The organism is Streptomyces sp. 135 (assembly GCF_020026305.1).
In the GTDB taxonomy this organism is placed as follows: Bacteria; Actinomycetota; Actinomycetes; order Streptomycetales; family Streptomycetaceae; genus Streptomyces.
In genome coordinates this window covers 8,673,289-8,694,894 of the sequence record NZ_CP075691.1, presented here as the reverse complement: position 1 = coordinate 8,694,894, position 21,606 = coordinate 8,673,289, and the positions used below count along the sequence as shown (strand labels likewise).

General features: G+C 70.1%; 21 protein-coding genes and 1 pseudogene. 13 read left to right on the top strand and 9 right to left on the bottom strand.

Annotated features, from left to right (window positions below; all coding sequences use genetic code 11):
* Window positions 1–56 precede the first annotated feature (56 nt).
* Window positions 57–1,109 (top strand): fatty acid desaturase, encoded by a 1,053-nt coding sequence (locus tag KKZ08_RS37885; protein WP_223778754.1) that lies wholly within the window; start codon window positions 57–59, stop codon window positions 1,107–1,109.
* Window positions 1,106–2,488, top strand: a complete 1,383-nt coding sequence (locus KKZ08_RS37880; protein WP_223778753.1) for a cytochrome P450 — start codon at window positions 1,106–1,108, stop codon at window positions 2,486–2,488. The genes KKZ08_RS37885 and KKZ08_RS37880 overlap by 4 nt, the downstream gene beginning before the upstream one ends.
* Before the next feature lie 78 nt (window positions 2,489–2,566).
* Here KKZ08_RS37880 and KKZ08_RS37875 read toward each other — a convergent pair whose 3' ends face one another.
* Together KKZ08_RS37875 and KKZ08_RS37870 are read right to left on the bottom strand one after the other, a co-directional pair.
* Window positions 2,567–4,048 carry an MFS transporter gene (locus KKZ08_RS37875; protein ID WP_223778752.1) on the bottom strand — a complete coding sequence of 494 codons (1,482 nt, stop codon included), beginning with the start codon at window positions 4,046–4,048 and terminating at the stop codon, window positions 2,567–2,569.
* Window positions 4,049–4,120: 72 nt separating this feature from the next.
* Window positions 4,121–6,529 (bottom strand): MMPL family transporter, encoded by a 2,409-nt coding sequence (locus KKZ08_RS37870; RefSeq protein ID WP_223778751.1) that lies wholly within the window; start codon window positions 6,527–6,529, stop codon window positions 4,121–4,123.
* 153 nt (window positions 6,530–6,682) lie between these two features.
* On the opposite strand from KKZ08_RS37870, the gene KKZ08_RS37865 reads away from it, so the two are divergent.
* Window positions 6,683–7,288 (top strand): TetR/AcrR family transcriptional regulator, encoded by a 606-nt coding sequence (locus KKZ08_RS37865; RefSeq protein ID WP_223778750.1) that lies wholly within the window; start codon window positions 6,683–6,685, stop codon window positions 7,286–7,288.
* 85 nt (window positions 7,289–7,373) lie between these two features.
* Here the strand turns inward: KKZ08_RS37865 and KKZ08_RS37860 are convergent, their stop codons facing one another.
* Entirely contained in the window at window positions 7,374–7,556 is a 183-nt protein-coding gene (locus KKZ08_RS37860) for an Imm53 family immunity protein (protein WP_223778749.1), read from the bottom strand.
* A gap of 90 nt (window positions 7,557–7,646) precedes the next feature.
* Between KKZ08_RS37860 and KKZ08_RS37855 the strand changes: the two genes are divergently transcribed.
* Window positions 7,647–8,066 (top strand): RICIN domain-containing protein, encoded by a 420-nt coding sequence (locus KKZ08_RS37855; RefSeq protein ID WP_223778748.1) that lies wholly within the window; start codon window positions 7,647–7,649, stop codon window positions 8,064–8,066.
* Window positions 8,067–8,156: 90 nt separating this feature from the next.
* Window positions 8,157–8,933: an endonuclease/exonuclease/phosphatase family protein gene (locus tag KKZ08_RS37850; protein ID WP_223778747.1), complete on the top strand. Its 777-nt coding sequence runs from the start codon at window positions 8,157–8,159 to the stop codon at window positions 8,931–8,933.
* 105 nt (window positions 8,934–9,038) lie between these two features.
* On the opposite strand, the gene KKZ08_RS37845 is transcribed toward KKZ08_RS37850, so the two are convergent.
* Window positions 9,039–9,875: an acetylxylan esterase gene (locus KKZ08_RS37845; protein WP_223778746.1), complete on the bottom strand. Its 837-nt coding sequence runs from the start codon at window positions 9,873–9,875 to the stop codon at window positions 9,039–9,041.
* Window positions 9,876–9,973: 98 nt separating this feature from the next.
* Between KKZ08_RS37845 and KKZ08_RS37840 the strand changes: the two genes are divergently transcribed.
* From KKZ08_RS37840 to KKZ08_RS37830, 3 genes and pseudogenes are all read left to right on the top strand, one after another.
* Complete coding sequence (locus tag KKZ08_RS37840; protein WP_223778745.1) at window positions 9,974–10,417, top strand: tannase/feruloyl esterase family alpha/beta hydrolase; 444 nt, start codon at window positions 9,974–9,976, stop codon at window positions 10,415–10,417.
* Window positions 10,418–10,470: 53 nt separating this feature from the next.
* Window positions 10,471–10,795, top strand: a pseudogene (locus KKZ08_RS37835) (MFS transporter); the annotation flags it as partial.
* A gap of 10 nt (window positions 10,796–10,805) precedes the next feature.
* Complete coding sequence (locus KKZ08_RS37830; protein WP_223779391.1) at window positions 10,806–10,985, top strand: hypothetical protein; 180 nt, start codon at window positions 10,806–10,808, stop codon at window positions 10,983–10,985.
* 119 nt (window positions 10,986–11,104) lie between these two features.
* On the opposite strand, the gene KKZ08_RS37825 is transcribed toward KKZ08_RS37830, so the two are convergent.
* A complete protein-coding gene (locus KKZ08_RS37825; protein WP_223778744.1) occupies window positions 11,105–11,611 on the bottom strand; it encodes a flavin reductase family protein in 507 nt (168 codons plus the stop codon).
* Between the two features lie 324 nt (window positions 11,612–11,935).
* Here KKZ08_RS37825 and KKZ08_RS37820 point away from each other — a divergent pair, with 324 nt between their 5' ends.
* Together KKZ08_RS37820 and KKZ08_RS37815 are read left to right on the top strand one after the other, a co-directional pair.
* Complete coding sequence (locus KKZ08_RS37820) at window positions 11,936–12,826, top strand: hypothetical protein (protein WP_223778743.1); 891 nt, start codon at window positions 11,936–11,938, stop codon at window positions 12,824–12,826.
* Window positions 12,792–13,115 (top strand): barstar family protein, encoded by a 324-nt coding sequence (locus KKZ08_RS37815; protein WP_223778742.1) that lies wholly within the window; start codon window positions 12,792–12,794, stop codon window positions 13,113–13,115. Before KKZ08_RS37820 ends, KKZ08_RS37815 begins: the two co-directional genes overlap by 35 nt.
* A 259-nt stretch (window positions 13,116–13,374) precedes the next feature.
* On the opposite strand, the gene KKZ08_RS37810 is transcribed toward KKZ08_RS37815, so the two are convergent.
* Entirely contained in the window at window positions 13,375–13,848 is a 474-nt protein-coding gene (locus tag KKZ08_RS37810; RefSeq protein ID WP_223778741.1) for a hypothetical protein, read from the bottom strand.
* A 46-nt stretch (window positions 13,849–13,894) separates the two neighbouring features.
* Complete coding sequence (locus tag KKZ08_RS37805) at window positions 13,895–16,624, bottom strand: SpoIIE family protein phosphatase (RefSeq protein WP_223778740.1); 2,730 nt, start codon at window positions 16,622–16,624, stop codon at window positions 13,895–13,897.
* A 315-nt stretch (window positions 16,625–16,939) separates the two neighbouring features.
* Here KKZ08_RS37805 and KKZ08_RS37800 point away from each other — a divergent pair, with 315 nt between their 5' ends.
* The gene (locus KKZ08_RS37800) at window positions 16,940–18,106 is read left to right on the top strand and encodes an alkaline phosphatase PhoX (RefSeq protein ID WP_223778739.1); all 1,167 of its coding nucleotides are present in this window, start codon (window positions 16,940–16,942) and stop codon (window positions 18,104–18,106) included.
* Window positions 18,107–18,130: 24 nt separating this feature from the next.
* Here KKZ08_RS37800 and KKZ08_RS37795 read toward each other — a convergent pair whose 3' ends face one another.
* On the bottom strand, window positions 18,131–18,406 hold the full coding sequence (locus KKZ08_RS37795) for a DUF3253 domain-containing protein (protein WP_223778738.1): 276 nt from the start codon (window positions 18,404–18,406) through the stop codon (window positions 18,131–18,133).
* 70 nt (window positions 18,407–18,476) lie between these two features.
* Here KKZ08_RS37795 and KKZ08_RS37790 point away from each other — a divergent pair, with 70 nt between their 5' ends.
* Window positions 18,477–19,391 (top strand): NAD-dependent protein deacetylase, encoded by a 915-nt coding sequence (locus tag KKZ08_RS37790; protein WP_223778737.1) that lies wholly within the window; start codon window positions 18,477–18,479, stop codon window positions 19,389–19,391.
* A gap of 86 nt (window positions 19,392–19,477) precedes the next feature.
* Here KKZ08_RS37790 and gdhA read toward each other — a convergent pair whose 3' ends face one another.
* Window positions 19,478–20,845 carry an NADP-specific glutamate dehydrogenase gene (gdhA, locus tag KKZ08_RS37785; RefSeq protein WP_223778736.1) on the bottom strand — a complete coding sequence of 456 codons (1,368 nt, stop codon included), beginning with the start codon at window positions 20,843–20,845 and terminating at the stop codon, window positions 19,478–19,480.
* 327 nt (window positions 20,846–21,172) lie between these two features.
* Between gdhA and KKZ08_RS37780 the strand changes: the two genes are divergently transcribed.
* Complete coding sequence (locus KKZ08_RS37780) at window positions 21,173–21,595, top strand: DUF6003 family protein (protein ID WP_223778735.1); 423 nt, start codon at window positions 21,173–21,175, stop codon at window positions 21,593–21,595.
* The last annotated feature ends 11 nt before the right edge of the window (window positions 21,596–21,606 follow it).

Sequence of the window (21,606 nt, the reverse complement as noted above, 5' to 3'; positions counted from 1 at the left end):
GGAAGACGGCGATCCCGTGGGAACCGGAGATGGTCAGCGCGATGGAGCGGTTCTCCGTGAAGGAGGCGCACGACCTTCTGCGCGGGCTGTTCCGCCCGCGGATGGCGGTCTACTGGACCGATTTCACCCTCAGCGTGCTGCTGGCGGGCGTGGCGTTCTGGGTGGTTCGGCCACTGGGCGGGCTCACGGTGGCGGGGGTGGCGGCGTTCTTGGTCTCGGTCCTGGCCACGTATCGCTGTTTCGCATTCATCCATGAGATCGCGCACTTCAGGGCGAAGAAGAGTTTCGGCCCGTTCCGCATGTGGTGGAACGCGGTGTTCGGGATTCCCATGATGGTGCCGGTCTTCCTGTACGAGTGCCACGGCGAGCACCACAACCGCAAGCTGTACGGCACCGCGCAGGACGCCGAGTATCTGCCACTGGCGCGGATGGCGCCGTCGAACATCGTGGGGCTGCTGATCACGCCGCTGTTCCTGCCGTTCTTCGGCCCGTACCGGTTCGCCGTGCTCACGCCGCTGTCGTGGTTCGTGCCGAGAATCCGGGAGTACCTGTACAGCAATGCCTCGGCCCTGAAGCTCGACTTCGAGTACCGGGGGCGGCAGCCCACCGACGAGGAGAAGTGGCTGTGGCGCGGCCAGGAGCTGCTCTGTCTGGCCTGGATCGCGACGGCCGCGACCCTGCTGGCGGTGGGTGTGGTGCCGCCGGCGCGACTGGCGCAGTGGTACGCGCTGTTCGTCACGGTCGCGTTGCTCAACTCGCTGCGTCTGCTGGCCGCGCACCGTTACCTCGGTGACGAGGACGAGATGAGCATCGTGGAGCAGATGATGGACACCGTGAACCACTCGCGGGCCCGGCTGCTGGGTGAGTTGTGGGCTCCGGTGGGACTGCGGCTGCACGCCCTGCACCACTTGATGCCCGGACTGCCTTATCACAGCTTCCCGCAGGCCCATGCCCGTCTGGTGGCCGGCCTGCCGGAGGGTTCCGCCTACCGGTTGACCGAGAGCCCGGGCCTGACGTTCTCGCTGCGCCGCTTGTTGCGGGAGGCCCGGGCCCACAAGAAGGCGGGGACGCTGCTGGAGCGCTCGCCGTTGAAGGAAGTGTCGACATGACGACCGTGGTTCCGTCACGAGACCGGCAGTCGTCCCGCCCTCGTCGGTTGCCCATGGCGCCCGGTGGTGGGCTGCTCGGACACGCCACGGCACTCCAGGCCGACACCATCGCCACCCTGCACCGGATCGCCTCTGCCTCGGACGGCGTGATGGGCTTCCGGATCGGCGGAAGCCTGGCCGTCACCGTCTCCACGCCGGCCGCTGCCCGCGACGTACTGATCGAGAACGCCGATGGGTTCGGCCGGGGCAAGCGGCAGACGCGCGCCCTCACCCCGCTGATGGGCAACGGCCTGCTCACCAGCGAGGGTGAACTGCACAGGAGACAGCGGCGGTTGGTGCTGCCGCACTTCTCGCCGCGCCGCATGTCCCGCCATGCGGAGGCCATCGTATCGACGGCGGAGAGCGTGGCGGAGCGCTGGCGCGAGGGCGTCGACGTAGACCTGGTGGCGGAGATGAACACGCTGACGATGGACATCGTCAGCCGGCTCCTCTTCACCGCCTCCAGCCGGGACAACCGGGCCCTGGCGGACGCCATCACCGAGGCGTTCGAGTGGGAGATGTACGCCATCACCAGTCCGGCGGCGCTGCCTCTGTGGGTGCCCGTGCCCCGCAACCGGCGGGCGCGGCGGGCGATGACCGGGATCCGTACGTGGATCGCCCAGTTCATCCGGGAGCGGCAGGAGGCCGCGGAGGGCGGCGCCGAGCTCCCTGAGGACATTCTGGGCGATCTGATGGCGTCCCGTTACGAGGACGGCACCCCGATGTGCGGGGAGCTGCTGCTCGACGAGGTGCTGACCGCGTGGGGCGCGGCCCAGGAGACGTCGGCCGACGCGCAGGCCTGGACGCTCTATCTGCTGGCCCGGCACCCCGGGGTCCTCAAGCGGGTGCGGCACGAGATCGACACGGTCCTGGGCGAGAGGTCGGTGCGCTTCGAGGACCTGCCCCACCTGCCGTACTGCTTGCAGGTGTTCAAGGAGGCGATGCGGCTTTACCCGCCGGCGGCGGTGATTCCCCGGCAGGCGATCAAGGACACGGTGGTCGGCGGGTACGCCGTTCCTGCCGGGACCATGGTCTTCCTCAATGCCTTCAGCCTCCACCGGAATCCCGACGTGTTCGTCGATCCGGAGCGCTTCGACCCCGATCGCTTCAGCCGGGAACGGGAGAAGGCACTGCCCAAGGGCGCCTACCTCCCCTTCGGAACGGGCGGGAACGTCTGTCCGGGCAGCCATCTGGCGATGATGGAGGGGCACCTGCTCACCGTGGTGCTCCATCAGCGCCTGGCGTTCGACCTGCTGCCGCAGGGCGCGGAGGTGACGCCGGAGCTGTTGGTGAACCTCCGGCCGAGTCCGGGGGTGCGGGCGCGCGTCAGCGCGCGGTGAGTCCAGCGGAGTTGTCGGCGGCGGCCCCACCGCGTGAGCGGAAATCGTGGGGGCGCCGCCTTTCCCTGTGTCCGCTTCTCAGGCAGCGCGGATCGGCTCACGCCGGACGGTGGGCATACACACCACGAGGAGCAGGGTCAGGACGACGGTCATGGTCGCGCCGATCCGGGCCGTGGTCGTCATCCCGGCGACGAAGGCGTGCTGGGCGAGGGTGACCAGGTCCTCGCCCTCGCGTGCGGGCAGGGTGGCGGCGGCATCGGCGGCGCCGGCGATGCTCCGACGGGCCTCGTCCACCACCCCGTCGGCCAGGCCGGCGGGCGCCTCCGCACGCAACTCCCTCCGGTAGGTGGCGTTCAGGACGCTGCCGAGCACGGCGATGCCGAGGGCTGCGGCGATCTGCCGACAGGCGTCGGCGAGGGCGTGCGCGGTCGTGGCCTTCTCGGGCGCCAGCGAGCTGGTGAGCGCTCCGAGCGCGGTGGGCAGGGTGAATCCGAGCGCGAGGCCGGTGGTGACCAGAGCGCCGGCGGCAGCCGGATAGGAACTGCCGTGGCTCAGTTGCCCGATCCACCCGAGGCCGAGCGACCACAGCAGCATGCCGAGGACGAGCGTCCACTTGGCGTCGACGACGGTCGCGAGACGGCCCCCGGCGACGGCCCCCAGGGCAAGCCCGGCCATCATGGGCATCAGACGCAGGCCGCTGGCCCAGGCGTCGTATCCCTGCACCTGTTGCAGGTACTGGGGGATCATGAACAGCAGCGCGAGCAGCAGCAGCGTGATGCAGGACAGCGTGCAGATCGACCAGGTGAATCGCCGGTGACGCCACAGGGCGGCGTCGGCCAGCGGTGACCGTGTGCGGATCAGCCGGATGACCATCGCGGACAGCAGCGCCGCACCGGTGAGGAACACGGGCAGGATCACCGGGTGGGCCCAGCCCCGTACGGTCGACTCGGTCACCGCGTACGCGAGAGCCGAGGTCCCGGTCAGGACGAGTACCGTGCAGACGGCGTCCACGGGTTCGACGCGACGCCGGCGTGGCTCGGGGACCACCAGGGCGACTCCGGTCAAGGCCGCGAGAATCACCACGACGTTGACCACGAAGATCGACTGCCATCCGAAGGTCACCAGCAGCCAGCCACCGACCACGGGACCGAGTGGCAGACCGAGGGCGAAACCCGCCGAGGCCGACGCGGCTGCCGCCTGTCGGCCCGCCGGTGACGCCAGGCTCGGTGCGAGCGACAGGGCGTGCGGTACGGCCGCCGCCGCACCGGCCCCCATGAGGGCCCGGGAGGCGATGAGGGCACTCGCGCTGTCGGCCTGCACGGCGACGGCGGAGCCTGCCGCGAAGAGCGCCAGACCGGTCATCAGAAGTGGCTTGCGACCTCGGGTGCCCAGTGCCGTCGAGGGCAGCAGCAGCGCGGCGAACGGCAGGGTGAAGGCGTTGGTGATCCACTGCAATTCGGAGGTGGAGGCGCCGACGGCGGTGGCCAGGGTCGGCAACGCGACCGTCAGGACCGTGACTTCCAGCCCGATGATCAGCAGTGCCGCGGTCAGGCAGACCAAGCCAAGCCACCGCCGGGTCGGCGTCGGCAGTAAGTCAGAGATGTCAGCTCCTGGTGTACGCAAGGCTTGCGGTCAGCTGCTGGAGGATGCCCCAGGTGTGCCGGATGCCCCCGTTGCTTGCGCGGGAGCGGGTACCGCCGGGTCGCCGCCCTTGCCGGCCGGGGCCGGGCCGGGGCCTTCGGTGAGGTCGACGCGCGGGAGGACGCGGTCCAGCCAGCCCGGCAACCACCAGTTGGCATCGCCCGCCAGGCGCATGGCGGCGGGGACGACGACGACGCGGATCAGGGTGGCGTCGACCAGCACCGCGGCGGCCAGGGCGAAGCCCATCTGTTTCACCTCGACCACCTTGGTGATCATGAAGGCGGCGAAGACGACCACCATGATGGCGGCGGCCGCGGTGATGACCTTTGCCGTGTGGACGGTGCCGACGGTGACGGCGCGGGTGTTGTCCCGGGTGCGGTCCCACTCCTCCTTCATGCGGGAGATGATGAACACCTCGTAGTCCATGGACAGTCCGAAGAGCACCACGAAGGTCAGCAGCGGCAGATACGCCTGGATGAAGCCGCGGCTGGTGAAGTCGAGCAGCGACTCCCCCGCGCCTTCCTGGAAGACCCAGGTGAGCAGACCGAAGGCGGCGCCGACGGACAGCAGGTTCATCACGATCGCGCTCAGCGCCAGCAGCAGGCTCCGGAAGGCGAGCAGGAGCAGCACGAAGGACAGACCGAGGATGGCGCTCAGCACCCAGGGGGTCGAGCGGTCGATCTCGCCCGCGACGTCGACGGTCTGCGCCGTCAACCCGCCGGTGGCGACGGCCAGTCCGCCGGCGGAGTTCTCCGCGCCCGGAGCGGCGGTGTCACGGATCCAGTGCACCAGGTCGATGGCCTCGTCCGCATCCGGTGCCGCCTTCGAGAAGACGGTGAGGATGGCGGCGTCCGCACGGGAGTTGACGATCCGGTCCAGCGAGCCCCCGTCCTCGGCCAGGGCCGCCTTCAGGGCGCTGACGTCACTGCGTCCGGTCCGTTCCTTGAGCAGACCCGTGACCGACAGGACGCTGTCGACCTGCTTGTGGCCCTCGATCCGGGTGGCGAGCCGGTCCATCGCGGCGAGGTCTCCGTCGTCGAAGGAGCCCTCCTTCTTGGTGACGACGACCTGGATGGGTGTGGCGGCGCCCGGAGCGAACTTCTCGGAGACGAGGTGATACCCCGTGCCCGCCGGCGCGTCGGCGACGGCACTGGCCCCGACGTCGAAGCCCAGCTTCAGACCGGTGACCGGAATGGCGGCCGCGCCCAGCGCCAGGACGGCGGCACCGCCGATCAGCAGCGGTCGCCGTAGCACCAGCTTGGTCCAGCGGGCCCAGATCGAGTGCTCCGGGTCGGGGTGGCTGACCGCGCGTCGCAGGCCGGGCACGGCCAGCCGGTTGATCTTCGTGCCGCACAGGCCGAGCACGGCCGGCAGCAGGGTCATCGCCACCGTGAGCATCACGGCGACGGCCACCATCACGCCGAAGGCCATGGACCGGAACACGGGGGCGCGCACCAGGAGCAGACCCGCGACCGAGATCAGTACGGTGAAGCCGGAGAACAGCACCGCCTTGCCGGCGCTGGCCATGGTGGCGCCGACCGTCTGCGCGATCGGGCGGTCGGGCCGCGCCTGGAGCTCCTCGCGCTGGCGGGTGACGATGAACAGGCAGTAGTCGATGCCCAGTGCCAGGCCCAGCATGGTGACGACGGCTTGGACGAAGGTGTCGAAGCTCGTCAGATAGCTGAGCGCGCCCAGCACGCCGAACGACGTCATCAGAGCGGCCACGCCCAGCAGGATCGGCAGGCCGGCCGCCACCAGGGTGCCGAACGCGATCAGAAGGACGACCAGGGCGATGGGCACGCCGATGGACTCGGCCCGGGCGAGGTCCTTGTCTTCCTGCTCGACCACGGCGGCGTTCAGCGCGCTGGAGCCGGTCAGCATGACGTCGACGCCGTCACCCTGGATGCCGTCCAACGCCTGCTGGATGTCCGGGGCGTTGCCCTGCCGGTCACGCTCGTCCCCGGTCAGTCCCGCAAGGACGATGGCGGTGCGGCCGTCGGGGGCGATCTGCGCCTCACCACCGGGTGCGTACGGGTCCTCGACGCCGGCGACGCCGGGCTGCTCGCGCAGCTCCGCGATGCCGCGCTGGACGACGTCCCGGAACGCGGCGTCCTTCACCGAGCGGGTGGAGGAGTCGAAGACCACCACGACGTCCTCGGTGACGGCGCTGTCGAAGTCCTCCTTCATCACCTCCTCCGCCCGGGCCGACTCCGAGCCGCTCACCTTCAGGGAGGAGCCCGTGAGGCTGTCGGTGAACTTCGGAACCAGCAACCCTCCCGCCACCAGCACCACCAGCCAGACGGCCAGGACCTTCCACACGTGCGTGGCACACCAGGTTCCGAGCCGGTACAGGAGGGACGGGCCGTGGCCGCGCTTCCCTGGCTGCCTACGGGGGGACATACGCCGCTCCTTACTCGACTGACTGGTCGGTCGAGTCGAGTATGGCACTAGACCGACCAGCCGGTCTAGTGATACTTTTGGCGGTAATGGAAACGATCCCCGCTTCCATGTCTTCCGGTCGGAGACTCAGCAGGTCACGAAGGACGAATGTTCATGGCAGTTGACGAGGATCGTGTCGCGGCCCGGAAAACCCAGATCTTCGAGGCGGCTGCCGCGGTCTTCGCGCGGCAGGGGTACCACAACGCCCGCATGGACGATGTGGTGAAGGCCGCGGGAGTGAGCAAAGGGGGGCTGTACTGGTACTTCAAGAGCAAGGAGGAGCTGGCGACCGGCCTCGTCCATCAGATGCTCACCCACGAAGCCGACGCCATGCAGGCCGCGATGGCCGGCGAGACACCGGCCGCCGACCGCTTGCAGCATCTGGTGCGCGCGTTCGCCGGCGACCTGACGAAGAATCCCGACCGGGCTCCCCTGGCCCTGGAACTGCTCGCCCTGGGCCGCACCATCCCCGACATCCGCGCCTGCTTCGACTCCCATCACGAACAGTTCGTCGAGCACATCGCGACTCTGCTGGCCCAGATGAACGGTGCCGGCCCGGACGCACCCGACACACACACTGCCGCCCTGGCGTTCGCGTCCATGATCGACGGCATGGTGCTCCGCTGGACCCTGGCCAGGTCGCCGTTCGACCTGGAGAACACTTTGTGGGAGGCCACGCAGGTCCTGCTCCGAGGGATGGCCATGCCTCAGCCGCGCTGAGCCGCTGACGAAGCCGCGGCGGGCTCGGCGGTCGCTCGCCCGGGCCGTGCCGGGCACCGCCCGGCCGTGGACGACAGCCGCAGAGTCAGGGAGCGATCTCCACGCTCCACTCGTGTTCCCAGTCACCGTCGCACTGCCGCGCGTACCAGTTCTGCAGCCAGTCAAGAAGAGCGGGACGGCCTGGGTCAGGTACGTACACGAACCGGGTATTGCCGGCTGCTCCGTACTGGCGCACGAACCTCGCACTGCGGGAGACTCCTACTGTCATGCACTCGCTCAACTCTATTCGTCCCGGTCTTGCCGGGCGGGGGGTCTCATGGTGTGGCAGAGGTTGGCCGTGATCCTTGCAGTTGCCGGGATGACGATCGGGCTGAACGCGACGTCGGCCAGTGCGGCGGCTTCGAGGTCGGCGTTCGAGGGCATGCCGCACTCCGGGAAATGTCTGGACTACCGGGCGGACTACGGGCCGTATGTCTTCGGCTGTAACTACGGCGACTACCAGACCTGGTACTGGGACGACAGCATCGCGTACACGGCGCTGCGTCAGAAGGCGACGGGGTCGTGCCTCACGGCGCGGAGCGGGCTGATCGCGATGAAGCCGTGCCTGGCCGATGACGCGGCGGCGTACTGGTCGGTGCAGAAGAACGACACGTTGGGTGCGCTGATCAAGAACTCGGTGACGGGCACGTGCCTGGCCAGGAACACGAACGACCGGGTGCAGCTGTCGACGTGCACGGGTGGGCCTTCGCAGCGGTGGTCGATCTCGGCCATCGCCTAGCCGATACGCTCGTCCGCCGCCGCGCCCGCTTCGAGCCCAGCCTGCACGACCTGCGCGATCGCCGTCTCGTACCTCGCCGTCGCGGCGAGAATGAGACGTATGGAGACGAACAGCGTGCAGGACCTGCCCGATTCGACGACGGAGCGAGACGGATGCGCGATCGTGCGCGTGCTCAGTTACAACGTCCGCTCCATGCGGGACGACGTCGCCGCCCTCGCTCGGGTGATCCGGGCCTGTCGGCCCGATGTCGTCTGCGTGCAGGAGGCGCCACGGTTCTTCCGCTGGCGCAAGGCCGCCACCCGTCTCGCGCGGAGCAGCGGGCTCGTGTACGTCTCGGGCGGCGCCACCGCCTCCGGCCCGATGATCCTCTCCTCGCTCCGTGCCCACGTGGAGCGCACCGAGGACATCCTGCTGCCCCGCACCCCGGGGCTGCATCAACGTGGCTTCTCGACCGCCGTGCTGCGGTTCGGCCGGGCCCGGCTCGGGGTCCTGAGCTGTCACCTGAGTATTGACGACCAGGAGCGCTATACGCAGGGCGAGTTGCTGCTGGAGAGGCTGTCCGCCCTCGGGGAGCCGTACGCCGTCGTCGGGGGCGACTTCAACGACCGCCCCGACGGCCGCACCTTCGGCCTGCTCAGCAACGCACTCCAAGACGGCTGGGGGACGAAACCGTGGGGGCGGGAGCACACCACCCGGCTGGGCGATCCGCTGCAGCGCATCGACGCCGTCTTCGCCACACCGGGGGTGCAGGTACTGGGGTGCGGAGTGCCGATGGGCCTGCCCGGGGTTCGGGAACAGGATCTGCGCGCGGCCACGGATCACCTGCCGGTGCTGGCCGCCGTGCGAGTTCCCGCCACCGCTTGCTGATCCGTCCTTGAGGGTGTCGGGGTGTCGGCGGGGGTGGCTGGCAGTGTGGGTGGTGTGTCGTGTCGTCAGCTAGGTGGGTTGTGAACTACGCGCCCGGAGGTTCGGTCAGAGACCGGGGACGGCCTTGGCCCGGGGATTGCGTTCGAAGGCCGACCAGTACGAAGACGAGCAGTAACCGCAGTCAGGGCCGAAGTACAGGCTGCGGGCCTGCTCGTCGCGCATGAGGTGGAAGCGGAACCACGCGGTGATCGGGCCGTGCAGGCCGGGGATCCCGTAGTGATCGGCGCCGCGTTGTTCGGCGTAGATGGCGGGCACCTGGGTGGCCTGACCGTAGGTCCTGCGGACCGTCGAGGGCGACACGATGGTGTCGTTCTGACCGGCGTAGAACACGGCGGGCCCCCGTACGCGGCTGCCGCTGCTGAACGCCAGGGGGTAGATCGGCGCGATGGTGTCCACCCGGGGATCGGCACCGGCGTCGACCGCCGCTCCGCCGCCGAAAGAATGGCCGGTGGCGCCCACGTTGGCCAGGTCGACCTTGCCCTGGTAGGCGCTGCCCGCCCGGCCGTTCTCGGTTGTCAGGTAGTCCAGTCCTTGCAGCATGGGCCCTCCGGTGCCCGCGTTGCCCTCCGCCGCGGCGACGATGAAGCCGTGCGAGGCGAGGTGGTTCAGCAGGGGGGGCGTACCGGTCGAGACCGGAGCGGGCTCCGTTGTTCCACAGGATGACCGGGTGCGTGGTGCAGCCCGAGGTCCCCAGGTCGGTCGGAAGACGGTCGTGCCTCGGCCGTTGGAGGCGGAACTGACGGCGAACGGGCCGGGCGCGGCCCACTGGCCGTCGACCGACGGGCAGGTCGAGGTCGTCGCCCCGGCCGCGGTGGTGCCCGTGCCGCCGCCCACTGCCAGCAGGGTCAGGGCTGCGAGGACCGTGCCGATGGGGCGGCTCACGTGATGACGTTTCCGGGCGGGGAGTGGGGAAGCCATGGTTCTCCTTGCTCGAAGAGGTGGTGACTGCCGGGGAGTTGGACGAATGTGTGCGTCATCGGGTGACCCGTCACGTCGAGACGCCGAGGTCGGCGTCAGCCGACCTGCGCCGCTTCGCCGAGGCAGGCGGAAAACTCCTCCTGCTGCACGGCACCGCGGACGAACTCGTCAGCCACCGCTCCACCGTCGAGTACTTCCGGCGCGTCCAGAAACGTCTGGGCCCACGTGCCACCGGCTCCTTCGCCCGGCTCTACCTCATCCCCGGCGCGAACCACGTCAACGTGGACGCGTCCTTCGCGGCGAGCTACGACTCGCTGAGCGCGCTGGAGACCTGGACGCAAGGCGGCCAGGCGCCCGCACGGCCCGTCGTCACCGACACCAGCCCCGCCGGTAACGCCCGTACGCGGCCGCTGTGCGCCTACCCCTCCTGGCCGAGATACCGCGGGCACGGCGATCCCGCCTCGGCACACAGCTTCGACTGCCACAGCACACGGTCACGAACCTGATCCGATCCGTGCGCCGACCAACTTCGGCCACCGTCCCGAAAGTGGTGCTTCACATGTCGTCCCCGTTCCCCGCGCAACCCCCGGCCCCCACAGGCCTCAAGAAGATCGTGGCCGCCGGCCTCATCGGCACCACCATCGAGTGGTACGACTTCTTCCTCTACGGCGCCGCCGCCGCACTCGTGTTCAACAAGCTCTTCTTCCCCGACTCCGACCCCCTGGTCGGCACGTGACCGGCTGGGCCGCAAGAAACTCCGGGTGCACAGCCTGCTGATGACGGGCGGCGCGACCTTCCTGATCGGCCTGCTCCCCACCCACGCCACCGTCGGCTCGGCCGCTCCCCTGTTGCTCACCGTGCTGCGCCTGGTCCAGGGCTTCGCCTCTGGGCCTCGTGGCCGCAGACGGGAGCGCCGGCCGGGCGTTCGACTCCTGGGAGGGCGGTTTGCAGCGCATGCGGGTGGCGAACATTTCGGAGAAGAACGCCGCCTGCGGGGCGTACATCGCGCCGTGGAAGAGCAGGGCCACGGTGACGGCTGTGATCATGGCCGTGAAGGACTCTCTCCGTCGATGAATCGCCCGTGTGCGCCGCGTCCATCGCCCTTGACGTGATGGCCGGCCTGACATCGTCTTGGGGACAGCTTGCCGTCGGACGCGTGGAGGCCGCCGTAGGCCACCCCGCCCGGGGGGGTGTCAGGCCGGGTGACCGGCGGTGATGTCGCTCGCGTCGTGCAGCGTGAGTGCGGCCTGGTTGCCCTGGTCGTCCGCGGTCTCCTTGGCGTGGGCGGCGGCGATCGGATCGAGGACGAAGGCGACGTGGTCGCCGCCGTCGTACCGGTCATGGATCCGCCCGGTGAACCACGCGAGGGCATCGGTCAGGACGAGAGCCTCCTCCGGTCCTTCGTGCCACGCGAGGCCCTCGAACTTGTCGGTCTCCGCGCTGCAACGGGAGCCGAAGCGTGCGGCGAGGTCATGTCGGTCCCGCGGCAGCAGGTGGACCGTCAGGGTGTGCGCTGCCAGGGCGAGGCGGTAGGTGTGGTTGGCCTTGGAGAGCCACACGGCGAAGCGGACGGGGTCCAGTGAGCATTGGCTGGCGAAGCCGACCAGGCAGCCGGCCCGCTGTCCGTCCGCCGCCGCGGTGACCACGTATACGGAGGGGTCCGCGAGTGTGGTGAAGGCCGCGATGTCCTCGTCGTCCATGTCCACCTCCAAAGGTTCATCATTGCGCCCGCACGCTGACGGGCTGTTCATTCACCTGTGGTCTCAGCGTCCGCCCGCCGAGCGACGCCTGCCACTCGTGTCACTTGCCCCGGGCGGATGTAGTGATGCGCTTCGCTTCCGGACACGGTGTTCCGCGACCGGTGCTGGGTCGCGATGGACGGCCACGAACCGCTCAACACCCCCTGCGCGATCTGAGCGCCGCCGACGAGACATGGTCGAGGGCGAGCAACTACCCTCTGTCCTCCCCGGGCCAGGCGGGTCCGTATCTTAGGCGCAAAGGCCGCTCACATGTTCGGAGGTTGGGTGCGCATCGCAGATCACGCCACGTGGGACCGGGGTTTTCCGGTGAAGTTCCTCCTGGTTCAGGAAGACGAAGACGGCGTGGGACAGCTCTGGGGGAGGTGCGCGGGTGTCGAAGGTTTTTTCGTCGACCCGGTCCCGCCGCCACGGGAGGTGCTCACCCTCCGCGGATGCCGCCCCGACGGTCTCCTGAGCGAGGTACTCGCTGAGCCCGACGTCTCACTACGAGGTCTGGGCGACGTGTGCGTCGAGGTCTGGGACGACGAGGAGCCCGTGCAGTGGTGGACTCTCGTCGATGCGGTCGTGCTGGCCCACCAGCCCCACTCGGCCGATCCGGAACGGTACGACATCGTGCTCGGCGCCGGCGTAAGGAACGAGGAGCGCTTCTTCGAACTACCTGCGACGCCGCGCTTCGAGCTCTTCGCGGGAACGACGGCTGCTGCGGCGAGTGCAGGCCGGTGCTCCGGCGTGGACGGCCTGTTCAAGGCGCGTGTGGACCCGGCCCCCGCTCCGATGGAGCTGATCGGCTGCGAGCCCGCGGAGCCGCTGCTCGCGGCGCTGCGGCGACCCCGTCGGTCGGAGCGGGACTGGGCATACCTCCTGGTTCTGGATCGTCATGCTGCCGTGATGGCCTCCCGGTCCGTGGGCCTGGCCATCACCGGAGCGCGACCGTCCGTGCTCGGCGGTGCTCTCGTCGACATCACCCCTCACCGATGGTGGTGTCGATCGGCCATCGCCGGCAGCCCGCCCGATCTGGGCGGAGTGGTATCAGGGCCCGCCCACCGAACCCAACCTGTGGGCGCCGTACGACTCGCAGGGCAGGGCCGCGTGGTTGGACCTCACCACTCGTGCCTGGAGGGTGCCCGCGCCCCGGCCGGATCGGTCCGGCGGTGAGCACCATCTCGACGGCCGATTCGTCACGGACGTTGCCGGACTGCACTGCGCGATCGCCGAGGCCCTGCTCGGGCCCGGCCGCTACTTCGGCCGGGGGTGGACCGCGTTCAAGGACTGCCTGGGCGGTGGATTCGGAGTGGCCCCTCCCTTCACCTTGACCTGGCACGACTCCGAGATCGCGCGCCGCGCGCTGGCGGACGTTGTGGAGGATCCGGAGGACGGGCTCTCCTACTTCGAGGACATCGTGCGGCTCCTCGAACGGTGCGGCGTCACGGTCGTGCTCCGGTGAGCCGCAGGCACCCGAGCGCATATGACTCCTGGACAGGCTGAGCGGCTTCGGCGCCTGCTGTTGCCGGGCGCGAGCAGGCTGATCCTCGTGTGTCACACCTTTGCCCTTTCGCTGGCTCGGCCGGTGCCCTTCCGGATGTGTCGCCCCAGGAACTCGGCGAGCAGGCCGCCTGCGAGCGCGCCAATGGCCGCGATGGCAAACGGCGCCTTGATCCGCAGGGGCCACGGACTTTCCCACCTCGGCCTCGCGCGAGCGAGGGCTACGTTGCTCCGGGGACCCCCAGGGCGACCATCAAGGCCGAGGAGAGTTCTTCCGCGAACAGGGCCGACCCGGTGAGGGTGTGCCGGATGGCTTCCTCGTCGGGTGTCAGTCCGGCAGCGGCCGACCAGGCGAGTGCACCGGCGACGGCGGGTTCGAGGGGGAAGTGCTCCAGAGGTATCTCGTAGCTCTCCGCCATCTCGCGGTTGAGCAGGCCTTCCCAGCTGCCGCCGTCCGGCGTGAGGGCCTCGACGAATCCCACGTCGCTGTCATGGAAGGACACCATGACCGCCGGACTCCCCGTTCTCCGCACGAGGTTCGCCAGACTGTGCGGTCCGGCCACGGCGAACTCCGTCACCTGCCAGTTCTCCGCCAACGCCGCCGTGTCGTCCATGCCCGTGAACCCGGCTGCCCGCATGAGCTGGTGCAGCTCCCCCGTGGACCGGGTCGTCAATGATCCGCCTGAGTTTCCCATGGCCCGCAAGCTAGCGGATGCCTCTGACAAGTGTTGATGAGGGCGTTCAACGAGGTGTGAGGCGGACGGCGAGGATGGCGAGGTCGTCAGGGCTGTCGGCGCCCAGGCGGATCAGGAGTTCGTCGCAGAACACGTCGAGAGGGTCACCCGCCAGGGCGGCGGTGTGCTCGGCGAGCCGGGCCATGGAGTCGTCGAGGGTTTCGTCCCGGCGTTCGATGAGGCCGTCGGTGTAGAGCAACAGGGTCGAGTGAGCCGGGAGTTCGACGGTCGCGTCGGGACGCGGCATGTCGGGGTCCACCCCGAGCAACAGGCCCGCCCCTTCTTCGAGGAAGCGGGTCTCTCCCTCGGCGGTGGTCAGCAGCGGCGGCGGATGCCCGGCGGAGGAGTAGTGCAGCTGCCAGGGCCCCTCGGCGGGGCCCTTGATCAGACCGTAGAAGCAGGTGGCGGTGGCTTCCTTGTACAGGCTGTGGTTGGCGAGGTCCAGACGGCGCAGGACCGCTTCCGGAGGTTCCTGCCGGTCGATGGCGATACCGCGGAGCATGCTGCGCAGCTGGCTCATGGCGATGGCCGCGTCGAGATTGTGTCCGGTGACATCGCCGATGACCAGCGCGGTCCCGTGCGCCACGACGAAGCTGTCGTACCAGTCGCCGCCCACCTGCGCGGTGGTGGAGGACGGCGCGTACCGTGCGGCCATCGGCAGGTGCTCCACCTCAGGCAGCTTGGCCAGCAGCGCCCGTTGCAGGCGTTCGGCGACGTTCCGGGTGTCCTGGTAGAGGCGGGCGCTGTCCACTCCGAGGGCGAGGGTGCGGACCAGGTCGTCGACGAGGGACAGATCCTCTTGGGTGAAGGGGCGGCTCCCCCTCGTACGGGCGACGGTCAGGGCGCCGAAGATCTCCCGGCGCGCCCTGAGCGGCGCGACGATGGCGCTCGTCGCGCCCATCCGCTCGAACAGCTCCGCGTACTGGACGTCCAGCGGGTCCCCGTCCGGGCTCGGTGGGGGAACCTCGGTGAGCAGCAGCGGTCCCGCGCCGCGCAGTACGCGGGCCAGCGGACCCCTCGCGCCCTCGGCCAGCGGCGGGAGTCTGCCCTCGTACTCCTCGGGGAGCAGTCCCGGGGGCGGATCGCGGTGGGCGACGCAGACCCGGTCCACGCGGGCCTCGTCGTCGAACAGGTCCACCGTGCACCAGTCGGCGAGGCGTTCCGTCATGACCTGGCCCGCCCGTTGGAGTCCCGCGCCGAGGTGGAGGGTGTTGCTCAGCGCACTGCCGGTGCCGGCCAGCAGGGTGAGCCGTTCGAGGGGCGACATGTCCGTCCGCGTACCGCTGCGCAGCCGGTCGCGTTCCGGGGCGGCCGGCGGCTGGGGTCCGGCGGGGAGTTCCTGCGCGACCGTGAGCCGGTTCCTTCCGGAGTCGGCCGGTGTGGCTCCCCGGGGAACGAGGTGGGCCACGAACACGGTGCGGCCGTCGGTCAGCTCCTGGGTCCGGATGACGAGGCGTACGGGGACGAGGTGGCCGTCCTGGTGCTGAGCGGGCAGCGGCACCGAGCGGCCCAGGATGCGTGCCTCGCCGGTGAGCAGCAGAGAGGTGAACGCCGAGAGGTGGCGCTCGCGCAGGTGTTCGGGGATGAGCACGGTCAGCTTCTGCCCGATGAGCGCGTCGGCGTCCCAGCCGAGCAGGTCCGCCGCCGGTCCGTTCGCCGCGACGATGCGGTTCGCCTCGTCGGCGGCGATGGTCGGCACCCTGCTGGTCCGCAGGTGCCCCACGTCCCACGGCACCAGCTCCGAGGTGCTGAGGCCCGGCTCCGGAGGAACCATCAGCAGGGTCCAGGGGGCGGCCGAGCCACCGTCGAGCTGTCCGATGATCTGTTCGAGCACCCATTTGCGGAAGAGACGGTTGAGCGGCAGGGAGGGCAGGGTGAGGAGCTGCTCCTCACGGGCCGCGTCCTCGGCCACGGCGAGGACACGGCGCAGCGTGTTCACCGCGGGGGCGGCATCTGCCGGTACTGACAAGGTCAAGGAAAGGATGTTCGTCTGAGGGTGGTGTTCCTCGAGGGCGGCCCGCAGGCACGCGCTGACCAGGTTGTTCGTGTCGTGAGCGGTGGCCAGGTCCGCCGGCCGCACCTCGGGGTCGTCCCTTCCCGACATGGCGAGCGCCAGTTCGCGCAGCAGTGCGTGCCGGTGCTGTTCGGAGGCCGCGCAGAGGTCGCGCGGCATGTCCACCAGGTCCACGGTCGTGCAGGGGTTGCAGGGATCTGCGGGCGGCGCGGCGGCTTTCCACCCAGGCGATGACGACGGCGCACCACCAGCACCACCAGCACCACCAGCACCACCAGCACCACCAGCACCACCAGCACTATCGGGGCCCTCAGGGCCCCTGGGGCCCCCGCGGCCATCGGGCAGAAGTTCGAACCATGCCGTCTTGCGCTGCCCGTCGGCGTCCACCCCGTGGCGGGTCGCGAGCTCCTCGACGATGCGCAGGCCCTGCCCCGTGCCCGCGTACGGGCGGCCGCCGAGGGGCACCAGGCCGCGCGCGGGACAGAGATCCCTCACCTTCACGAGAGCGCCGCCGCCGCGAGGCAGGACCGCCACCTCGACCTCGGTGCGCGCGTGCAGCACCGCGTTGGTCACCAGCTCGCCGACCAGGAGCCGAGCGGTGTCGACCAGCTCCGACGGGGCTCCCTCCAGAGCGGTCCCGACGAAGCGCCGGGCCGACGCCACGCTCCGGGGCGTCGGCGGAAACCGGCGCGACCTGGCCCCAGGGGCATCGGAACTGTCCATGCGTCCAGCCTGCCTCACCCCACACGACCCCGCAGCCGCGCTCAGCGCGAGCCCTGGCCGGACAGAACCGTCGCAGGTGGGGGCCACTCGACTGTCGCCTTGCTGTGAACGCCATGTGTCACTCGGGCCTCAAAGGTTCCCGCACCGTTCATTTGGTGCCGGACCGGCAACCTCCGCACCGCACTTGCGCATCCGTTCGCCGGGGAAAGTTGGCTCACTCGTCCCTGCCCCTGCCCGGTCGGGGCCTCTACGGTCCCTGTGACCAGTCGGCGACGCCCGTCAACTCATCGTTCGTTTCTCGGTGTAGGAGTATCTGTGGACCGTCGCAATTTCCTGCGTGGTGCGGTGTTCGGCACCTCTGCCGCCGTCTTCGGAGGCACCCTCATGCACGGCGCCGCCTACGCGGCCCCGGCCCAGAACGGGACCGGCCCCTACGGCGGTCTGCTGGCCGCCGACGCCAACGGCATCATGCTTCCGTCCGGCTTCACCAGCCGCGTCATAGCCCGCTCGGGCCGGACGGTTTCCGGCACCTCGTACACGTGGCACGGCGCCCCTGACGGCGGTGCCTGTTTCGCCGACGGCACGGGCTGGATATACGTATCCAACTCCGAACTCGCCACCGGGGGCGGGGCGAGCGCCGTCAAGTTCAACGCGTCGGGGTCCGTCACGGGCGCCTACCGGGTGCTGTCCAACACCCGTAACAACTGCGCGGGCGGGGCCACCCCCTGGAACACCTGGCTGTCGTGCGAGGAAGTCAGCCGCGGCTACGTCTACGAGACCGACCCGTGGGGCGCGAAGGCCGCCGTGCGCCGGGGCGCGATGGGCCAGTTCAAGCACGAGGCGGCCGCCGCCGACCCGGTGCGCAAGGTGATCTACATGACCGAGGACGAGTCGGACGGCTGCTTCTACCGGTTCATCCCGGCCACCTGGGGCGACCTGTCATCCGGGACCCTCCAGGTACTGGTCGCGGGCACCGGCACCACCGGCTCCTTCACCTGGACCAACGTGCCCGACCCGGACGGCTCCCCCACCTACACCCGCGACCAGGTCTCCGGCGCCAAGATTTTCAACGGCGGCGAGGGCTGCCACTACGCCTCCGACACCGTCTGGTTCACCACCAAGGGCGACAATCGCGTCTGGCGGCTCAACCTGCGGAGCAGCACCTACGAACTCGCCTACGACGACAGCCTCGTCACCAACGGCAGCGCGCCACTGACCGGTGTCGACAACGTCACCGGCAGCTCCTCGGGAGACCTGTTCGTCGCCGAGGACGGCGGCAACATGGAGATCTGCGTCATCACCCCCGCCGAAGTCGTGGCCCCCTTCCTGCGCATCACCGGCCAGTCCGGCTCCGAGATCACCGGCCCGGCCTTCTCCCCCGACGGCAAGCGGCTGTACTTCTCCAGCCAGCGCGGTACGTCCGGCAGTTCCTCCGACGGCATCACCTACGAGGTGACCGGACCCTTCCGCACCACCGCCTGAGCACGCTCCGGCCCGCGCGGCGTGTCAGCGGCGGACGCGGCGGATACGGATCGGGCCACGGACGTCCGCCGGGTCCACGGCGTGGCCCCGCTGGGTGATCTCCACCTCGCCGGCCGTGACCAGCCGGCGGGCAGCGCGGCGGGCCGGTTCCATCAGCGCGCGCCAGCCGTCGTCGTCCCCTCCGTACACCGCCCGTGCGGCGTCGGAGGGGCAGATCGTCGCGGTCGGGCCGCGGCGCTCCAGCAGGTCCAGGATGGCCCGTTCCAGGCGCCGGTCCGTCTGCCGTACGTTGTCCGCCACATCCGCCAGTGTCACACCGCGAGTGCCGTACCGCCGGTGCCGTACCGCCGGTGTTCCGTACCCTGACGGCATGCGTATGCGCCCTACTCTGAGCTGGACACCTGCCGAGGACCTGCCGCCGGGTACGACGGATCCGGCGCCAGTCGTCGATGTGCTGGGCGCCGGCGGTGTGCTGGTGCTCAGCGGGGCGGGTATCTCGACGGAATCCGGCATCCCCGACTACCGGGGCAAGGGCGGAAGCCTGAGCCGGCACACCCCGATGACCTACCAGGAGTTCACCGCAGACCACGAGGCCCGGCGTCGGTACTGGGCGCGCAGTCACCTCGGGTGGCGCACCTTCGGCCGGGCGCGGCCCAATGCCGGGCACCGGGCCGTGGCCGCGTTCGCTCGGCACGGGCTGCTCACCGGCGTGATCACGCAGAACGTCGACGGCCTGCACCAGGCCGCGGGCAGCGGGGACGCCGTGGAACTCCACGGAAGCCTGGACCGGGTCGTCTGCCTGTCCTGCGGCACGTTCAGCCCGCGCGGTGAGCTCGCCCGGCGGCTGGAGGAGGCCAATCCGGGCTTTGCGCCGGTGGCTGCCGGCATCAACCCGGACGGCGACGCCGACCTCACCGACGAACAGGTCGGGGACTTCCGCGTGCTGCCCTGCACGGTCTGCGGCGGCATCCTGAAGCCGGATGTGGTGTTCTTCGGCGAGGCGGTTCCGCCCGAGCGGGTCGAGCGCTGCCGCGCCCTGGTCCGCGGGGCGGCGTCGCTCCTGGTCCTCGGCTCCTCGCTGACGGTGATGTCCGGGCTGCGGTTCGTCCGCCAGGCGGCCGAGGCCGGCAAGCCCGTGGTGATCGTCAACCTGGATGCCACCCGGGGCGACCGTTACGCCGTCACACGGGTCGCACTGCCGCTGGGACCGGCGCTCTCCTCCGTGGCCGACCGGCTGGGCGTCCACGTAGAGGGAGCGGCCGGTCGGCGGTCCGACCCGGCCTGATGCGCCCGCGGGCGAGGCGGGAGCAGGGCGCCCGGACCTGGTGAACGCACCTGCTCGCTGCCCTCCGCCCGCGGCTGCGCTTCCGGTCAGATGACGCCCTGGGCGGACATCGCGTCCGCCACCCGCTCGAAGCCCGCGATGTTCGCGCCCGTCACGTAGTCACCGGGGGCGCCGTAGCGCTCCGCGGTCTCGTGGCACGTGCTGTGGATGTCGTTCATGATGCGCGTCAGTTCCTCTTCGACGCGCTCCGCCGACCACGACGTACGGGCGTGGTTCTGGGCCATCTCCAACGCGCTGACCGCGACGCCGCCCGCGTTGGCCGCCTTCCCTGGCCCGAAGGAGACACCCGCCTGCTGGAAAAGGCGTACGGCCTCGGGTGTCGTCGGCATGTTGGCGCCCTCCGAGACCGCCTTCACGCCGCCCCGGATCAGAACGGTGGCGTCGTCGGCGTCCAGCTCGTTCTGCGTGGCCGACGGCAGTGCGATGTCGGCCGGTACTTCCCAGACCCGCCTGCCCGGCACGAAGCGGGCCGAGGCGCCGCGGCGCTCGGCGTAGGTGTCCACGCGGGCGCGTTCGACCTCCTTGACCTGCTTGAGGAGGTCCAGGTCGATGCCCTTCTCATCGACCACGTAGCCGGAGGAGTCCGAACAGGTCACGGCGTTGGCGCCGAGCGCGGCCAGCTTCTCGATGGTGTAGATGGCGACGTTCCCGGAGCCGGAGACGACCGCCGTCCGCCCTTCGAGGGTCTCGCCGCGCTCGCGCAGCATCGCCGCCGTGAAGAGGACGTTGCCGTATCCGGTCGCCTCCGGACGGATCTGGGAGCCGCCCCAGTTCCGGCCCTTGCCGGTGAGGACGCCCGCCTCCCAGCGGTTGGTGATGCGCCGGTACTGGCCGAACAGGTAGCCGATCTCCCGGCCGCCGACGCCGATGTCGCCCGCGGGTACGTCCGTGTGCTCGCCGATGTGCCGGTACAGCTCCGTCATGAACGACTGACAGAAGCGCATGACTTCCGTGTCGCTGCGTCCGCGCGGGTCGAAGTCGCTGCCGCCCTTGCCGCCGCCGATACCGAGGCCCGTCAGCGCGTTCTTGAAGATCTGCTCGAAGCCCAGGAACTTGATGACGCCGAGGTTCACCGACGGGTGGAAGCGCAGGCCGCCCTTGTACGGGCCGAGCGCGCTGTTGAACTCCACCCGGAAGCCGCGGTTGACCCGCACGCGACCGCGGTCGTCCTGCCACGGCACCCGGAAGACGATCTGCCGCTCCGGTTCGCACAGCCGCTCGATCAGCCCGGCTTCGGCGTACTCGGGGTGGGCCGCGATGACCGGCGCCAGCGTCTCCAACACCTCACGGGCGGCCTGGTGGAACTCCGGCTGGGCCGGGTTGCGGTGTTCGATCTCGGTGAGCAGCTGCGAGAGCGCCGGCAGCGCTGACTTCGAATCGGGTCGCGTGGTCAAAGGGGGCCCTTTCTGGCACGGCTGACACCGGCGATCCGGTCAGGGACGCCGCTCGCTCCGGTGCAGCCCGGTCGGAGCGCTCGGCGCCATTGCCGTGCGCGGGACGCGCAAGCCGCAAGTATGACGCGCATGTAAACACAGTGACCAGCCCCTCGGTCCAGAGAGTGACCACGATGCGAGACCGGGCCGCCGGGTGCTTCCGGCCTGCTCGGCCGTCACTTATGGGGTCAGTAGGTCTGAGTGAACCGGCCGACCGCCGGGAACGTGTTCGCTTGAGCCCGGCATCGGTGCCCGGCTGACGTACGAACGAGAAGGCGATATCCCGCGATGGCCGATGACGCATACCTGTTCCTCCTTCCCGACCGGCACCCTCGACTGGGAGCGGCCCTCGCCGCCGTCGGCGCCTTGGAATGCACGGAAACTCCAGCTGTGCAGGGCTGGTTGCAAGCCCACGAGGTCTCCCTGTCCTCGGAACAGGTCAGAATCCTGCCCGCCGATGCACAGGCGCTCATCCCGGAGGACGCCGAGCGGCTGCCGGTGCCGCTGAGCGAGGAGGAGGCGCTGAAGGTCCAGCAGGAGTGCGCGCCTCAAGCCGTCACGGACCTGGAGAGCGAACTGCTCGCGTTCCGGGAGACGACCCAGGACTGGGAGGCCCTCGTGCACCGGGCCCTGACCGCGGGGATGCCGGCGCAGCGCATCGCCCAGCTGACCGGCCTCGATCCGAAGGAGATCGCCCGCCTGACCGCCTGACCGCCCCCCGG

Excerpts from the sequence above, each read along its gene's own strand:
- KKZ08_RS37880 (WP_223778753.1), top strand. The coding sequence starts at position 1,106 with ATGACGACCGTGGTTCCGTCACGAGACCGGCAGTCGTCCCGCCCTCGT.
- KKZ08_RS37870 (WP_223778751.1), bottom strand. The coding sequence starts at position 6,529 with ATGTCCCCCCGTAGGCAGCCAGGGAAGCGCGGCCACGGCCCGTCCCTC.
- KKZ08_RS37865 (WP_223778750.1), top strand. The coding sequence starts at position 6,683 with ATGGCAGTTGACGAGGATCGTGTCGCGGCCCGGAAAACCCAGATCTTC.
- KKZ08_RS37860 (WP_223778749.1), bottom strand. The coding sequence starts at position 7,556 with ATGACAGTAGGAGTCTCCCGCAGTGCGAGGTTCGTGCGCCAGTACGGA.
- KKZ08_RS37855 (WP_223778748.1), top strand. The coding sequence starts at position 7,647 with ATGACGATCGGGCTGAACGCGACGTCGGCCAGTGCGGCGGCTTCGAGG.
- KKZ08_RS37850 (WP_223778747.1), top strand. The coding sequence starts at position 8,157 with ATGAGACGTATGGAGACGAACAGCGTGCAGGACCTGCCCGATTCGACG.
- KKZ08_RS37825 (WP_223778744.1), bottom strand. The coding sequence starts at position 11,611 with ATGGACGACGAGGACATCGCGGCCTTCACCACACTCGCGGACCCCTCC.
- KKZ08_RS37810 (WP_223778741.1), bottom strand. The coding sequence starts at position 13,848 with ATGGGAAACTCAGGCGGATCATTGACGACCCGGTCCACGGGGGAGCTG.
- KKZ08_RS37805 (WP_223778740.1), bottom strand. The coding sequence starts at position 16,624 with ATGGACAGTTCCGATGCCCCTGGGGCCAGGTCGCGCCGGTTTCCGCCG.
- KKZ08_RS37790 (WP_223778737.1), top strand. The coding sequence starts at position 18,477 with ATGCGTATGCGCCCTACTCTGAGCTGGACACCTGCCGAGGACCTGCCG.
- KKZ08_RS37780 (WP_223778735.1), top strand. The coding sequence starts at position 21,173 with ATGGCCGATGACGCATACCTGTTCCTCCTTCCCGACCGGCACCCTCGA.